The organism is Clostridium acetobutylicum ATCC 824, assembly GCF_000008765.1.
GTDB classification, from domain to species: domain Bacteria; phylum Bacillota; class Clostridia; order Clostridiales; family Clostridiaceae; genus Clostridium_S; species Clostridium_S acetobutylicum.
In genome coordinates this window covers 202,869-218,116 of record NC_003030.1, presented here as the reverse complement: position 1 = coordinate 218,116, position 15,248 = coordinate 202,869, and the positions used below count along the sequence as shown (strand labels likewise).

15 protein-coding genes are annotated in these 15,248 nt (G+C 32.1%); 5 read left to right on the top strand and 10 right to left on the bottom strand.

Translation table 11 applies throughout. The features are described 5' to 3' along the window. Positions 1 to 55 precede the first annotated feature (55 nt). Together CA_RS01090 and CA_RS01085 are read right to left on the bottom strand one after the other, a co-directional pair. Positions 56 to 1,132, bottom strand: a complete 1,077-nt coding sequence (locus CA_RS01090) for a dipeptide epimerase (RefSeq protein WP_010963516.1) — start codon at positions 1,130 to 1,132, stop codon at positions 56 to 58. 16 nt (positions 1,133 to 1,148) lie between these two features. Next, positions 1,149 to 2,000: a MurR/RpiR family transcriptional regulator gene (locus CA_RS01085; protein WP_010963515.1), complete on the bottom strand. Its 852-nt coding sequence runs from the start codon at positions 1,998 to 2,000 to the stop codon at positions 1,149 to 1,151. Positions 2,001 to 2,172: 172 nt separating this feature from the next. Here CA_RS01085 and CA_RS01080 point away from each other — a divergent pair, with 172 nt between their 5' ends. From CA_RS01080 to CA_RS01060, 5 genes are all read left to right on the top strand, one after another. After that, positions 2,173 to 2,955 (top strand): serine hydrolase, encoded by a 783-nt coding sequence (locus tag CA_RS01080; protein WP_010963514.1) that lies wholly within the window; start codon positions 2,173 to 2,175, stop codon positions 2,953 to 2,955. Positions 2,956 to 3,050: 95 nt separating this feature from the next. Then, positions 3,051 to 3,782: a GntR family transcriptional regulator gene (locus CA_RS01075; protein WP_010963513.1), complete on the top strand. Its 732-nt coding sequence runs from the start codon at positions 3,051 to 3,053 to the stop codon at positions 3,780 to 3,782. A 13-nt stretch (positions 3,783 to 3,795) separates the two neighbouring features. Further along, the gene (gene nagA, locus CA_RS01070; RefSeq protein WP_010963512.1) at positions 3,796 to 4,941 is read left to right on the top strand and encodes an N-acetylglucosamine-6-phosphate deacetylase; all 1,146 of its coding nucleotides are present in this window, start codon (positions 3,796 to 3,798) and stop codon (positions 4,939 to 4,941) included. Then, on the top strand, positions 4,922 to 5,647 hold the full coding sequence (gene nagB / locus CA_RS01065) for a glucosamine-6-phosphate deaminase (RefSeq protein WP_010963511.1): 726 nt from the start codon (positions 4,922 to 4,924) through the stop codon (positions 5,645 to 5,647). The genes nagA and nagB overlap by 20 nt, the downstream gene beginning before the upstream one ends. Positions 5,648 to 5,895: 248 nt before the next feature. Beyond that, a complete protein-coding gene (locus CA_RS01060; protein WP_010963510.1) occupies positions 5,896 to 7,200 on the top strand; it encodes a helix-turn-helix domain-containing protein in 1,305 nt (434 codons plus the stop codon). A 253-nt stretch (positions 7,201 to 7,453) separates the two neighbouring features. Here CA_RS01060 and CA_RS01055 read toward each other — a convergent pair whose 3' ends face one another. Genes CA_RS01055 through CA_RS01020 form a run of 8 tightly spaced genes read right to left on the bottom strand, consistent with a single transcriptional unit; the run spans position 7,454 to position 15,242 of the window. After that, the gene (locus CA_RS01055; RefSeq protein ID WP_010963509.1) at positions 7,454 to 8,602 is read right to left on the bottom strand and encodes an exo-beta-N-acetylmuramidase NamZ family protein; all 1,149 of its coding nucleotides are present in this window, start codon (positions 8,600 to 8,602) and stop codon (positions 7,454 to 7,456) included. After that, positions 8,589 to 9,551, bottom strand: coding sequence for a GNAT family N-acetyltransferase (locus CA_RS01050; RefSeq protein ID WP_010963508.1), 963 nt, complete (start codon positions 9,549 to 9,551; stop codon positions 8,589 to 8,591). Before CA_RS01050 ends, CA_RS01055 begins: the two co-directional genes overlap by 14 nt. Beyond that, the gene (locus CA_RS01045; RefSeq protein ID WP_010963507.1) at positions 9,552 to 10,472 is read right to left on the bottom strand and encodes an N-acetylglucosamine kinase; all 921 of its coding nucleotides are present in this window, start codon (positions 10,470 to 10,472) and stop codon (positions 9,552 to 9,554) included. It lies immediately after the preceding gene. Positions 10,473 to 10,485: 13 nt separating this feature from the next. Further along, positions 10,486 to 12,042 carry a beta-N-acetylhexosaminidase gene (gene nagZ / locus CA_RS01040; RefSeq protein ID WP_014518816.1) on the bottom strand — a complete coding sequence of 519 codons (1,557 nt, stop codon included), beginning with the start codon at positions 12,040 to 12,042 and terminating at the stop codon, positions 10,486 to 10,488. 14 nt (positions 12,043 to 12,056) lie between these two features. Next, positions 12,057 to 13,112 carry a serine hydrolase domain-containing protein gene (locus CA_RS01035; RefSeq protein ID WP_010963505.1) on the bottom strand — a complete coding sequence of 352 codons (1,056 nt, stop codon included), beginning with the start codon at positions 13,110 to 13,112 and terminating at the stop codon, positions 12,057 to 12,059. A gap of 15 nt (positions 13,113 to 13,127) precedes the next feature. Then, entirely contained in the window at positions 13,128 to 13,286 is a 159-nt protein-coding gene (locus tag CA_RS01030) for a hypothetical protein (protein WP_013913507.1), read from the bottom strand. Positions 13,287 to 13,298: 12 nt separating this feature from the next. After that, positions 13,299 to 14,264 carry an ABC transporter ATP-binding protein gene (locus CA_RS01025; RefSeq protein ID WP_010963504.1) on the bottom strand — a complete coding sequence of 322 codons (966 nt, stop codon included), beginning with the start codon at positions 14,262 to 14,264 and terminating at the stop codon, positions 13,299 to 13,301. Further along, positions 14,265 to 15,242 carry an ABC transporter ATP-binding protein gene (locus CA_RS01020; protein ID WP_010963503.1) on the bottom strand — a complete coding sequence of 326 codons (978 nt, stop codon included), beginning with the start codon at positions 15,240 to 15,242 and terminating at the stop codon, positions 14,265 to 14,267. Between the last annotated feature and the right edge of the window lie 6 nt (positions 15,243 to 15,248).

Sequence of the window (15,248 nt, the reverse complement as noted above, 5' to 3'; positions counted from 1 at the left end):
TGTCGTGTTAGTATATTCAAAGATATGAACACAACAGCATCTTTTATCTATCACATTAATTATTTATTCCTTCAATTCCAAGTCCAGGCTCATCTACTAACACTATATTACTGTTATCATACATCGCCCCACCTACTACATCGTCTCTACTACAAAGAACTGGACCATCCAAATCAATTTTTGTTATTATTCTTTTAGCTGCAGCTAAATGAACAGCTGCTGTAACACTTACCTTCCCTTCAAGCATACATCCAAGCATACATTCCATTCCGTAAACTTCAGCTAAGGCACATATCTTAAGTGCATTATGTATTCCTCCTGTTTTCATAAGCTTTATATTTATTAAATCACAAGCTCGCATCTCCATCACTCTAGCTGCATCTTTTGGGGAAAATACACTTTCATCAGCCATGACTGGAATATTAACATTATCAGTTACCATCTTAAGACCTTCTAAATTCCATGCCTTAACTGGCTGTTCTACAAGCTCTATTTTCAGACCTTCATTTTCAATTTCATTTAATGCCCTTATAGCTTCCTTAGGCTGCCATCCTTGATTAGCATCTATCCTAAGATTAACCTCATATCCAATAGCCTTTCTTATTTCACGCATTCTCTTTATATCAAGCTTGGGATTCTTGCCAACTTTTATTTTTAAAGTCTTATATCCAAGCTTTACCGCGTCTACACTATCTCTGCTCATTTCCTCTGGAGAATTTACGCTTATTGTAATATCTGTTTCAAGCTTATTTCTAAATCCACCAAGAAGTTTATATAATGGAGCCCCATATCTTTGTCCATATAAATCATAAAGAGCAATATCAACGGCTGCCTTAGCACTTGTATTTCCAACTATGCAGTTATCTAATTTTATTAAAATAGCTTCAAAGTCTTCAATATCCATTCCCACTATACTTCTTTTAATATAATTATTTATTGCTCCTTCTATAGATTCTGTGATATCGCCAGTTACAAGTCCTGTTGATGCAGCACTGCCAAAGCCAACGTTTCCTGTATCCGTTATTATTTTTACTACCACATCATTTACACTATTTACGCTTCTTACCGCAGTTTTAAATGGCTTTTTTAGTGGTACAGATAGGTGTCCTATGACTATATCTTTAATAATCATAATAATACACTTCCTTTTATTTAATTCTCTTCACCCTAGTAGACTTTCTTGTATTTTCAAGGAATTCCTTAACCTCCTCGAACATACGACCTGCAACAGAGGTGAACAGTATATCTATAACATTTAATTGAGCTATTCTTGAAGACATAGCCCCACTTCTAAACGTGATTTCTGGAGACAAGACAAATAAATTTATGTCACATAAATCGCTTATAGAATTACTTCCAAACTTAGTTACACTTATTGTAGTAGCTCCTGCTTCCTTAGCTGCCTTAATGGATTCAAAGGTATCCTTCGTTTCTCCCGTATATGATATAGCAACTGCAACATCCCCTTTTTTTAAGTTTGAGGCAAACTCCACTTGAAGATGCGTATCCGGTGTAGCCCTCACATTTTTATTTATCCTCATAAACTTTTGGAATGCATCCATAGCAACTATATAAGATGCCCCTATGCCGTAAAAATCAACTCTGTATGCCTTTGAAATGGCCTCTGAAGCTTTTTCAACTAATTCCTCTGATAATACCTCCATCGTATTATCTATTGATTTTTTATTATTGTAGCTTATATTCTTTATTATTGTATGTAAATCATCCTTTGGATTTATATCTGTATACCTATTTTCTTCTTTGTCCACATTAACCGTATCCTTAGCTATAGCTATTCTAAACTCCTTATATCCCTTATAGTTTAAAATTTTGCAAAGCCTTACTACAGCTGACTTGGAAGAACCACTTTTACCTGCAAGCTCCTTTATAGATAAATCTGATATTGCCTTAGAATTATTTAAAATGTATTCTGCTATTTTTCTTTCTGATGGATTTAAATCGTTAATTATCTCTTTTATGCGAATCAAACTACCGTACATTAATTTATCCTCACTTTGTTAAAATTATATTTCATATAAATTGTACTTTATTTGGTATTTTTATTCAATATTTACTTAATAAACCATACACGATGTATATTTCTTTACATACTATGTTTGAATTTTATTTACTATTATGGTAAATTATACTTAATGTAGAGGTGGTGATAAATTGTATAATATAAACATTCTAAAGAAGACTATTGAAAATCTTATAACTTCAAATAAGGAAGATATTTCGTTAGTCTTTTTAGATCTTAAAAAACCTTCAAATCATATTTATATAAAAGAAAATGAAGTGTTTCCTTCTGCAAGTACAATAAAAGTTCTCATAATGGCTGAAGCCTTAAATGAAGTTCTAAGCGGAAATCATGCCTTGGAGGAAAAAATCGAAATAAAGTCTTCAGACAAAGTAAACTACAGCATAGTAACCTGTCTAACAAATAAAATATATCCACTTATAGACCTTTTAACTCTCATGATAATATCCAGTGATAACACTGCTTCAAACATATTAATAGATCTTTTAACAATGGATAGCATAAATAACTACGGTAAAAAAATCGGATTAAAAACCACTCTATTAAGAAGAAAAATGATGGATTCCAATGCTGCAAAAGAAGGCAGAGAGAACATAACCACTGCTTTTGACATGTTAACACTATTCAGTAAAATATATAATAAGAAAATATTAAGCCCTGATATGTGTGATTTAATGCTAAAGATTCTAAGTAACAACACTGATTGTGAGGTTTTATTAAGATATTTATGTGACGATATTAGATGTGCTCATAAAACAGGTGATTTACCTCACTTAAACCATGATATTGGAATATTTAGAACAGAAAACGCTGAATATATACTGGGAGTATTTGTTAGGAGTGTACAATTTAATTATGAGGCAAAAGATACTATAGGTAAAATATCCAAAGAAATTCATGATTTCATAGCATAAGTTTAAATTTATTTTAAATTGGTATATACAACATGTCAATATGATGATACAATAGACTTGTAAATAAAAGTTTATTATAGGAAGGACTGAATAATTTGAAGATAGTATCAAAATCAAGTCCTCTTCCTCTTCATTATCAGCTCAAGATGATTTTACAGGAAATGATCGAAAATGAAGAATTGCTTCCTGGAGATACTATTCCTACTGAAAGAGAACTTTGTGAAATCCAGAAAATAAGTAGAATGACTGTAAATAAAGCAATTCTATCATTAGTGTCTGAAGGTATTCTCTATAGGGAGCAAGGTAAGGGAACCTTTGTAGCCAAAAAAAAGGAGAAACAACAACTGACAAAGCTAAAGAGTTTTACTGAAGAAATGAGGGAAAAGGGCCTAAACATAAGTACAAAAATACTATCCTTTGAAATAAAAACTGCCACAAAACATATAAGCACCTTATTGGAACTTCCACATAAGAAAATGAAAGTTATAGAAATAATACGTCTTAGATTAACAGATAATGATCCCTCTGCAATAGAAACTGTTGTACTTCCCTTGTATTTATTTAGTGATATGACAAAAGAAGTTATTGATGGGAAATCTCTATACAATACCTTTAGAGAGAAATATGGCTATGAGCCTACAAAGGCAAAACAAACTATTGAACCTATCATGCTAACAGACTATGAGGCAAAATTCTTAAATCAAGTAGGTAATTCCTTAGCCCTTCTTTTTCGAAGACTCACCTATAGAAAGGATGGAGTTCCTATTGAATACACAAAATCAATATATAGAAGTGAAAAATATAAATATGAAGTAATATTAACTTAGAGGAAGTGAAAGTATGAAAGCTATAATTAACGGAAAAATAATTACCGAAGATAGCATACTTGAAAATAAAGTTTTACTATTTGATGAAAAAATAATAGATATTGTAGATGAAAAAAACCTTGATAGGAAAACAACTTATGTAATAGATGCAGAAGGCAACTACGTTTCTCCTGGTTTTATAGATGTTCATATACATGGTTTCAGTGGTGCAGATACTATGGATGGAACCCTCGATGCTCTTAAAACCATAAGTAGAGATATAACAAAAAATGGTGTTACATCTTTCCTACCAACTACCATGACAATGGACAGACAAAAAATTTATACTGCCTTAGATACTATAAGAGAAGCGAGTACAAAGTGCTTAGGTGGTGCTAATATTCTAGGTGCCCATCTTGAAGGTCCTTTTATAAGCGAAAAATTTAAGGGTGCGCAAGCTAAAACTCACATATTAAAGCCTGATTATGATTTTATTAAGGACTATATAGATATTATAAAGATAATAACTTTAGCACCTGAAGAGGATGAAAATCTCGAATTCATAAAAACTGTTAAAAAGAATTCAGATATAGTTTTATCAATAGGTCACTCAAATGCCTCCTATGACGAAGCTGTAAATGCAATTAAAAATGGAATAAATCATGTTACTCATATGTTTAACGCAATGACACCTTTAACTCACAGAAATTTAGGCGTAATAGGCGCTATATTTAACAATAATATTCCATCTGAAATAATAGCAGATAAAATTCATCTTCATCCTGATATATACAAGATTCTTATAAAAACAATCGGTACTAACAATATAACCCTAATAACTGATTGTATGAGAGCGGGAGGTTTAGGTGATGGAGTTTCAGAACTTGGCGGACAGAAAGTCATAGTTAAAGATGATTCTGCAAGACTTGAGAACGGAACTTTAGCCGGAAGTATATTAACTTTAAATAAAGCCATAAAAAATGTATATGAAAATACAGATTTAAAACTTAACGAAGCAGTAAAACTTGCCACTATAAATCCAGCAAAAAATATAAATGTATTTGATAAAAAGGGAAGTTTAAATAATGGTAAGGATTCAGATATAACTATATTTAATGATGCTTTTGAAATTAAACTTACAATCATAGGAGGAGATATAATTGAAAATAGTAACTGTTAATGATTATGATGAAATGAGTAAATTTGCAGCTAAAATAATTGCAAGTCAGATAATTTTGAAGGAAAATAGTGTTCTTGGATTAGCTACTGGAGGCACTCCTCTAGGAATGTATAAAGAACTGATAAATTTATATAATAAAGAGAATCTAAACTTTTCCAAGGTACAGACCTTTAATCTTGATGAATACTATGGAGTTTCTGATGATAACCCTCAAAGCTATCACTATTACATGAAAAATAATTTCTTTAAATTCACAAATATAAAAAATGAGAACATAAATATACTGGATGGAACTACATCTGACATTGAAAATGAGTGCAAAAGCTATGATAATAAAATTTTATCTTCTGGCGGAATAGATATTCAAGTCCTAGGTATTGGTGAAAATGGCCATATAGGTTTTAATGAACCAGACATTAATTTCGAAGCTAAAACTCATCTTGTAAAATTAGATGAAAAAACTATAGAAGCAAATTCAAGATTCTTTAACTCAAAAAATGAAGTTCCAACCTCTGCTCTAAGTATGGGAATAAAGACAATAATGCAGTCTAAAAAGATATTACTTTTAGCAAACGGCGAAAAAAAGGCTGAAGCAATATTTAAAATGGTTAATGGAAAAATATCACCTGAAGTACCTGCTTCAATTCTCCAACTTCACAATGATACTACAATAATAATTGATAAAGCCGCTGCAAAAATGTTGTAGACTACTTTAAAAAAATCCAACATCACACTATGTTGGATTTTTTATAATATTATGTCTATTTTTATGTAATATTTATGGTTTATGGCAATCCCCTTAGGAATATCATAAAATTAAGACTTTAAATAACATACTTCTTTAAAAGCTTATTTCTAGTGTGAAATATGTTAAATAACTGGTTTTACATATAAATGCATTGGTGCTACAATTACCATAACAACATACTTTGTACCATTAGGAGTGGGTTTTTTATGGAAAGTTATAAAATAATATCCTCCGGCGAAAAACTCAAAACCATTAGAAAGAAATATGGATTAAAACAAGAGGAATTAGCGGGAGCTGAGATAACAAGAAATCTTATAAGTCAAATAGAGCATAATAAAGCCAAATTAACTAAAAAAGCTGCGCAAGTTATTTTTAAGAATTTACAGAAAATTTGCAATACAAGAAATATTTCTGTAGAAGTAGAATTAGCTTATCTTATTGAAGATGAAAAAGATCAAGCTAATAAGATTCTCAATGAGTATATAAAAGAACTTAAGGATTTAACTGTATATAAAGACACAAGCTTCTCAACCAAATTGACAGAAGTCGAAAAGTTTTTATCAACCTGGAACTTCATTGACAAAAAAATTATAATCTTCGAGCTTGCAGGTGATTACTTTTGTAGTATTGACGATTTTTATAACAGCTCTATTTACTATGAAAAAGCTAAGGCTTTAGCTGATTTAGACATACATGACAATCACATGCTTTCTATACTAAGAAAACTCTCCATGGTCTACTTCTATATGGGAAAATACGAGTACAATATAAAATGTTGCGAGTTTGCTATGGATCGATTTGACCATATGAGCGAAGAATATTTTTGCATATTTTTGTTCAATAGTGCTCTCTGTTATACAGAGCTTAAAGAATATGACAAAGCTATTAGAAATTTAAATAAACTTGAAAAAACAATAAAAAATACAAATACGGATAAATACTATCAGGTTTTACTTCAAAAATCTCTTTGTCTCCAATACATTGGCAAATATGAGGAAAGTTTAACTTTATACAATAAGGTCCTTAAATCTATTGACGAGAAAAGCTATGATAAATACGTACTTAGCTTTATTAATATATCTGAAATCTACTTGAATTTAGGTGAATATGATAAAGCACGTGAAACTTCTAATAAGATAATGGAGTATATAGTTTATATTGATGAAAATTATAAGAATATGCCTAGATTTTACTTTGAAATCGGTAAAATCTTTAAAAGACTAAAAGCTTTTGATACTTCAGAAAAATATTTTCTAAAATCACTTGAGCTTTCAAAAAAGTATACACATTATTATTTAATTAAAGACATATTATGTGAGTTAGTAGAGGTCTACAAAACACAAAATAATCTTGATGGAATAGCATATATAAAGAGTCAATTTTTTATACTTACAGGAAAAGATAATTCTATAAACCTTGCCATTATGTATAAGCTATTGGGCTTTTACTTAGAAATAGACGATATTCAATCACTTAAAGAAATATATAGTTTCACTAAAAACTTTGTTTAAGAAAGGATGTGATAACTGTGTTAAAGAAGCATAGGTTTTTAATCTCTGTGTTAACTTTAGGTGTACTGTTCTTATGTATAGTCTTCACTAATAGTTCCTACATTTTATCTGGTGCACCATGCATACCATGGTAATACTTACTCTCCTCATAAAGATATTGCTAAAAGTATTTGGAGTTAATGGACTCCATATTTATAGTCTTCATATCTTAAAAAAGTCCATGAACTCCAACTGTTTTATATAAACGTGAGAATTATGGATACAAGTGATATTTATTTTTTAATTTTTCAAAACCTTCAGCTTCATTTTGCCATTTCATAATTATATTTCTTACACCATGCTCAGTTTTTCTAATAACACTATTACCAATTAAAAAATCAATACCATATTTTATTCTATCGCCATTTACAATAGTGAATTGAAATTTATCTTTACTTTCTCCTTTTATAATTTCATAAAGAAAAAGTCCAGTTTTAACCGGTTTGTATAGCTTTCTGTCTATAACATGGATTTGTACTCCTAAGCAGAGCTCACCTGAGTACTTTGAAAATGTAGGTCTAAAAGCTATTGGTCTGAATTTTACCCCATCTAGTCCAAATGCATTCATTTTATCTGCAATTTTAACTCCATCTAGCCAAGGTGCACCGATAATTTCAAAAGGCTTAGTTGTGCCCCTTCCTTCTGAAATATTTGTCCCCTCAAAAATACATGTACCAGGATATACTAATGCTGTATCAACCGAAGGCATATTAGGCGATGGCATAATCCAACTTAATCCCGTATCTTCGTAATACATATCTCTTTCCCATCCCTTAATAGGAACAACTGTTAGCTTGCATCCTATAGAAAACTCAGAATTAAAAAGTCTTGCTGTTTCTCCTATTGTAAGCCCATACCTCTGAGGTATAGGATAACGTCCAACAAAGGATTTATATCTTAAATCTAAAATATTCCCCTCCACCTCTTCTCCATTAATGGGGTTAGGTCTGTCCAAAACTACAAATTCCTTATCAAATTCTCTACAGCTTTCCATAGCATACGACATGGTATATAGATAGGTATAGCATCTGGCTCCAACATCCTGAATATCAAAAATGATAACATCAATATCTTTAAGCATATTCTTTGATGGTCTTCTACTCTCACCATAAAGACTGTATACAATTATTCCAGTTCTAAAGTCTACATAGTTTGTAACCTTATCCCCTGCTTGAACTTCACCTCTTATTCCATGCTCAGGAGAATATAATGCTCGCAAATCACATTCCTCTCTCAATACATCTATAGTACTTTTAAACTCACTATTATATCCCGTTGTATTAGTAATAAGTCCTACTCTTTTTCCTTTAAAAATGTCCATATATTCTTTTATATTATCTATTCCTGTTTTAACCCTTGCCATCTTTTACCTCTTTGGTTGCTTTTCTATATGCTTTCCAAGGCATAAAATTAAACCTTCCATAAAAATTTATAATATCTTTTTCAGTCCAATCTATAACCATTTTCTTAACTTCTCTTTTTTTCAAAATCTGTAGTGATTCGTATAGCAAAAGCCTCCCAAGCCCTTGTTTTCTATATGTCTTGTCTATCCCTATAGGTCCTAAACCACCGTAGTTATGCCCAAGTAATGCTTTCCAATATATAGGCGGACCTATAAAACTACTTTTGTTATCATATATATGTGAGAACCCAATAACAGAGGTCTTATACTTTATAAGTACAATATCTCTTTCCTTCATTCCTACCTGAAAAAATTCAATAAATTCTTCAAGCCATCTTCCACTAAAGCTTTTTTCTAAAAATTCAAAGAGCCCCTTCCTATCTTCTGGCTTCATTACATTAACCTTAAAACCATCTTTTATAGAAGGTTTTTTAAAATCCACTTTAGATACATCTCCTATTAAATCATAAAAATAGTCTTGCATTTTATAACCTCTAACTAAAAAAAACTCTTCCGAAGGTAAACATTCTAAAGGTATTCCAGGAAAAAAGTGATAGGTGTCACTACCACAACGAAGTATTTTAACTCCCGAATTGATTAATTCCTCTTCAGCAGCATCTAATAACTTAGTTCCTATCCCTTGATGCCTAAAGTTTATATCCACTATGATTGAATTTATATATCCTATCTTATGGTTGGGCTTTAAAGATCCACTTTTATATGTCCACTGTTTATATATAACAAAGCCTATTAGTATTTCACCATTAAAAGCACCCATTATTTTTTTTCTTTGCCTATCATTAATATAGTTTTGCTTAAAAAGTTCTAAATTCATCGGATACACTGTACCTATGTTTTTATTCCACAAATCTACAATGCTACTAAAATCATATGTCTCTTTAATTTCCATTTAATCACACTCACTTCTTGCTATAATTACAGCACCAAAGGCAGAATCGTTTTTCATAGAGATTATCTTTACCTTAGGATAATTCAAATTTAAAAACTTTCTAAACTCATCATATAAGTAGTTAATATTATTAATAACGCCTCCAGCTGTGGTTAATACTACCTTCTTGTTCTGCATACTAAGAACCTCTACTACAGCTTTAACACTTAAAAAAAGCTCTCTTGCTGCCTCTTTAAGTATTCTTTTAGAAACTAAATCACCTTTTATATATGCAGAATTTACTACTCTAGTTAAGCTGGCTATTTCCTTTTTTGTTACGCCACTCCTATATATATAATTTATCAAATCTTCATGGCTTTTTAGCTTTAGAAAGTCTAGAATATCGCCCTCTAAAATCGTTTTTTCTCCTCTTTTGTCAAAGCTTTTAAGGGCTGCTTTTATTGCCTTTATACCTATATCATAACCACTTCCCTCATCTCCTATAATATGTCCCCACCCACCTGAGCGAGCACTTCTTCCTTCTTTATTTCTGCCATAACAGATAGACCCCGTTCCACTTATAACTATAATTCCTTCTCTTTTCTCAATACCTCCTGCAAGGGCTATTTCAGCATCATTAACTACTATAATTTTGCCCATATAGCCTAAAGACCTTATCATATCCTCTATAATACTTTTATCCTCTGTCCTATCCGCTCCTGCAGTTCCAATACATATTGCAGAACATTCTTCTAATGATTGCCCTAATTTACCTAAACCCTCCATTATCAGTTCCTGAAGTACCCTTTTTACTTCTTCCTTTGTTGAAGAATTTATATTCGAAGGCCCCTTAAATACTTCTAAAAGCACTTTGTAATCGAGAGTTGAAATTTTCATATGAGTTTTACTTCCACCACCGTCTATTCCTATAACATACTTCATATAATCTCCCCTTCTAAAGTCTAACTGGTGAAATCCCTTGAGCCTCTACTCTTCCCGATAATACTTTAATTACACTTTTTACTGACAAATTAGTGTATTCATAGGCATTTATATAAGCTGAAACTTCCTTAAAATATAAAAAATCATAGGGATTCCTTAAGGATACCAGTACTATATTAGGATTAACCTTACTTATTTCATTCACAAGTTTTCTTTGACCTTCATGATTGTATGCATTATAAATACCTATTACTATACTATCTGCATCTAGGCATTTTTCTAATATTTTATCTATTATTTCTTTATGGGGATTAATTGGTATTTGAAATTCACTGCCACCAAAGTTCTCTTTTAATTTATGACAAAAAGAATTGTTTAGGCTCATATTATCTTCAGCCCCAGTAAGTGCTACTGCTTTTGTAGATATGGATACAATCCTTCCTTTAAGTGGGATTAAACTTTTATCGTTCTTTAGAAGTGTTATGCTTTTATCACTTATTTCTTCTGCGAAAAGACTATTATTTATATCATAGTTTCTTTTGACTGTATTAAATGAAATGCTATATTTCTCTTTTATTTCTAGAATTCTTTTTACTGATTCATTTATTCTCTCTTCAGAGATTTCTTTATTTATTACTGCTTCTTTAATTCTACGTATACAAGCTTTCTGTACCGCCGCACTATGGGATATACAAATTAAATCTGCTCCTGCTTTAATTGCCATAACTGCTGCCTTATCACTGCCATAGAACTCTGCTATAGCCTTCATCTCCATGCAATCTGTTATTATAATGCCCTTAAAACCCATTTTATTTCTTAATAAATCTGTAAGAACCCTATATGAAAGTGTAGCAGGAAGCCTTTTGGGTTCTATTTCTGGAAAGAGCACATGTGCTGACATTATTGCATCAATTCCATTTTCTATTGCAGTCTTAAATGGAAGAAGCTCGACTTTACGAAGCCTTTTAATAGAATGCTTTACTACAGGCAAACTAAGGTGAGAATCCACATCCGTATCTCCATGTCCCGGGAAATGCTTTGCAACTGGAACTACCTTACTTTCTTTTAAACCTTTTATTAATTCCAAACCCAGTTCTGCTACTTTTTCAGGACTATCACTATAAGACCTAACTCCTATAACTGGGTTACTGGGATTACAGTTCACATCCATAACTGGTGCTAGATTCATATTTACACCCAAACCTCTAAGCTCTTCTCCCTCAATTTTTCCCTGTCTAAAAGTGCTATGTGGATGATTTGCTGCTGCAAAAGCCATATTTCCAGGAAATATTGTAGTCCCTGAATTTATTCTTGTAACCATTCCACCTTCTTGATCAACAGAAATAATTCCTGGAATTTTAATATTGATTTCTAGTCCTTTTTGAATATCCTCTGTAAGCCTTGTGAGCTGATTTTTCTCTTCTATATTTCTCGAAAACAATATGAAATTTCCTATCTTATCATCTGTAATCAGTTTTTCCAAAGAAGAATCGTAATGCTTTGAAGTAAACCCTGCCATTATCATTTGTCCTATTTTTATATCAAGAGGAAGCTTTTTTACATCAATCATAACCATCACCCCTGTTATCTAGTTAATGAAGCCAAAACAGCGTTGCTAAATACCCTTCTAAACCTTATTATTCTTAAATTATCCCTTGTTGGGTGCACCCTGTTTGTCAGAAGAATTGCATATATATTATTTTTAATATCTACCCAAAGGGAGGTTCCCGTGAAACCATTGTGTCCGAAAGTTTCCGGAAAAGCTATATCTCCCATAAAGGAGTTTTTATCGCCCTTAATGCACCAGCCGTAGCCTCTGTTATCTTCAAGTCCAAGAGTATGGTTAGTTGTCATTGCTTTAAAAGAAGCATAGGAAATTATGCCTTTTCCCTCGTTGACAAGCATATTAGAAAACTTACACAAATCGTATATGTCAGAAAACAAACCTGCATGACCTGATATTCCTCCAAAAAATCTTCCATTCTCATCATGACATACTCCAATTAACGGCTTTTTAGTTTTCTTATCTATTTCCGTTGCTGCTATGTTATTCCCCTTAGGCTTAAAGGTTGTGTTTTCCATATAAAGTGGCTTAAAAATATACCTATCACACAAAATATCTAGTGTGTCCCCTCCTATTTTTTCAAGGATGTATGCCAATAAAATATAGCTAAAATCACTATAAACGCATTTTGTACCCGGCTTGTATGAAAGTCCACACCTACATATATAGTCTATAGAGTCCTCATAACCTTTACAGAGCTTATATAGTGGTTTACAAGGTACAAATCCAGCAGTATGCGTTAATAAATTAAATATAGTTACATCATCTTTATTTTTTCCCTTAAACTTTTCTAAATAGTAACTAACATTATCATAAACAGAAATAAGACCTTTCTCTAAAAAAATCATAAAAAGAGTATTTGTAGCTACAACTTTCGTTAGAGATGCAAGATCAAACAATGTGTCTTTATTCATACTAAGCTTTTCTGGATAAAGACATCTATTTCCAAAGCTCTCAAGCCTTATTACTCTTTCTCTTGTTCCTACTGCTGCCACTGCTCCAGGAAAAACTCCCTTAGAGACTCCTTCTTTTATAAGGTCAAATGCTCTATCAAGTCTATTTATATCTATAATCATTACTTTCACTTCCCCTTATTTTACCCACACTTTAACAACTAAAAATGCAAGTATTGAAAAAATCAAAAACACAATTATAAAGATAGGTAACAGAATTTGAAAGGATGCAATACATAATGCTAAAAAATCTTTGAAATAAATTTTCTCTTTATTTTTAGGTAATTTTTCTTTCATAACAAAACCACCTTAACATGAATGACATGCTACAAAATGACCTTTTATAACTTCCTTGTATTCAGGTACCTCCTTTGAACATTTCTCTGTGGCGTAATTGCACCTTGTATGAAATTTACATCCACTCGGTGGATTTGCAGGACTTGGGATATCTCCTTTAAGAATAATCCTATTTCTTTTAAGCGTAGGGTCTGGAATCGGAATTGCTGAAAGAAGAGCTTTTGTATATGGATGCAGTGGATTTGTAAAAAGTTCTTCATTCCCTGCAAGTTCAACCATACTTCCAAGATACATAACACCAATCTTTTGACATATATGCTGAACCACACTCAAATCATGTGATATAAATAAACATGAGAACCCCTTCTTCTTTTGAAGTTCGGCAAGTAGATTTATGACTTGAGCTTGTATAGAAACATCTAAAGCTGATACTGGCTCGTCTGCCACTATAAATTTAGGATTCAATATAAGAGCACGCGCTATACCTATTCTCTGCCTTTGCCCTCCTGAAAATTCGTGAGGGAATCTCCTCATATGATAGGATGCAAGTCCACAGGCAGTTATCATCTCTTCCACCTTATAATTAACCTCTGATTTTGTACACAATTTATGATCCAATAGCGCTTCTCCAACTATTTCCCCTACAGTCATTCTTGGGTTTAACGAGCTATAAGGATCTTGAAATATCATTTGAATCTCTGGTCTTAGATTCCTTAAGCTTTTTTTATTTAAGCTAAAAAGATCCTTACCCCTATATAAAACCTCTCCTTCAGTCTTCTCCATAAGCCTTAATAGAGTTCTTCCTGTTGTTGTCTTGCCACATCCAGATTCACCAACAAGCCCCATTATTTCATTTTCAGCAATGTCAAAGGATACATCATCGACACTTTTTACATACCCTGTAGTCTTTCTAAAAAAACCTGTCTTAATAGGAAAATACTTTTTAAGGTTTCGTACCTTTAAAATAGCTTCTTCCATCTATTTTACCTCCTCACAAAGCCAGCAGGAAACGCTGTGTCCTTCTGAAACCTTTTTTAGATTTGGTTGCTTTTTTCTACATATGTCTTTTGCTTTACTACATCTTGGGTTGAAGTAACAGCCCTCTGGCATATCAAGTGGATTAGGCACTTGCCCCTCAATGGAATAAAGCTTATCTTGAAGCCTATTTATAACAGGTTTTGACTTCAATAATCCTACAGTGTAAGGATGTTTTGGATTTTTGTAAAGCTCGATTACAGGTGCCTTTTCAACTATCTTACCCGCATACATTACAACAACATAATCTGCCATTTCCGCAACAATCCCTAAATCATGTGTTATAAGAATTATAGATGTATTAACCTTTTCCTTAAGCTCTCTCATAATATCAAGTATTTGTGCTTGAATTGTAACATCTAGAGCAGTTGTAGGCTCATCTGCTATAAGAAGTCTCGGACTACAGGATATAGCCATTGCTATAACAACCCTTTGTCTCATTCCACCACTAAGTTCATGTGGATACGCCTTATAAATTTCCTCTGCTCTAGGTATCCTCACCATCGTAAGCATTTTTATAGCTTCTCGTTTAGCTTGCTTTTTATCCATCTTTTTATGTAATATAAGTGCTTCTTCTATTTGTTCTCCTACTGTAAAAACTGGGTTCAAAGATGTCATAGGCTCCTGGAATATTAATGATATTTTATTTCCTCTGATCTCCCTAATATCGCTTTGCCTCATTTTAATAAGGTCTTTTCCGTCAAATAGTATTTCTCCTCCCTCTATTTTTCCTGGAGGATTTGGAATAAGCCTCATTATTGACATGGCAGTAATACTTTTACCGCACCCTGATTCACCAACTATTGCTAATGTTTCTTTTTCTTTGATTTCAAAACTCACATCATCTACAGCTTTTACCGTTCCCTCTTCTGTATGAAAGTATGTTTTAAGATTTTTTACCTGAAGCAAAGTTTCTGACATTTTTAT

Coding starts and splice junctions, on each gene's coding strand:
- nagZ (WP_014518816.1), bottom strand. CDS start 12,042: ATGATTGATGTAAAAAAGCTTCCTCTTGATATAAAAATAGGACAAATG.
- CA_RS01090 (WP_010963516.1), bottom strand. CDS start 1,132: ATGATTATTAAAGATATAGTCATAGGACACCTATCTGTACCACTAAAA.
- CA_RS01050 (WP_010963508.1), bottom strand. CDS start 9,551: ATGGAAATTAAAGAGACATATGATTTTAGTAGCATTGTAGATTTGTGG.
- CA_RS01035 (WP_010963505.1), bottom strand. CDS start 13,112: ATGATTATAGATATAAATAGACTTGATAGAGCATTTGACCTTATAAAA.
- CA_RS01020 (WP_010963503.1), bottom strand. CDS start 15,242: ATGTCAGAAACTTTGCTTCAGGTAAAAAATCTTAAAACATACTTTCAT.
- CA_RS01025 (WP_010963504.1), bottom strand. CDS start 14,264: ATGGAAGAAGCTATTTTAAAGGTACGAAACCTTAAAAAGTATTTTCCT.
- CA_RS01060 (WP_010963510.1), top strand. CDS start 5,896: ATGGAAAGTTATAAAATAATATCCTCCGGCGAAAAACTCAAAACCATT.
- CA_RS01030 (WP_013913507.1), bottom strand. CDS start 13,286: ATGAAAGAAAAATTACCTAAAAATAAAGAGAAAATTTATTTCAAAGAT.
- nagA (WP_010963512.1), top strand. CDS start 3,796: ATGAAAGCTATAATTAACGGAAAAATAATTACCGAAGATAGCATACTT.
- CA_RS01085 (WP_010963515.1), bottom strand. CDS start 2,000: ATGTACGGTAGTTTGATTCGCATAAAAGAGATAATTAACGATTTAAAT.
- CA_RS01055 (WP_010963509.1), bottom strand. CDS start 8,602: ATGGCAAGGGTTAAAACAGGAATAGATAATATAAAAGAATATATGGAC.
- CA_RS01045 (WP_010963507.1), bottom strand. CDS start 10,472: ATGAAGTATGTTATAGGAATAGACGGTGGTGGAAGTAAAACTCATATG.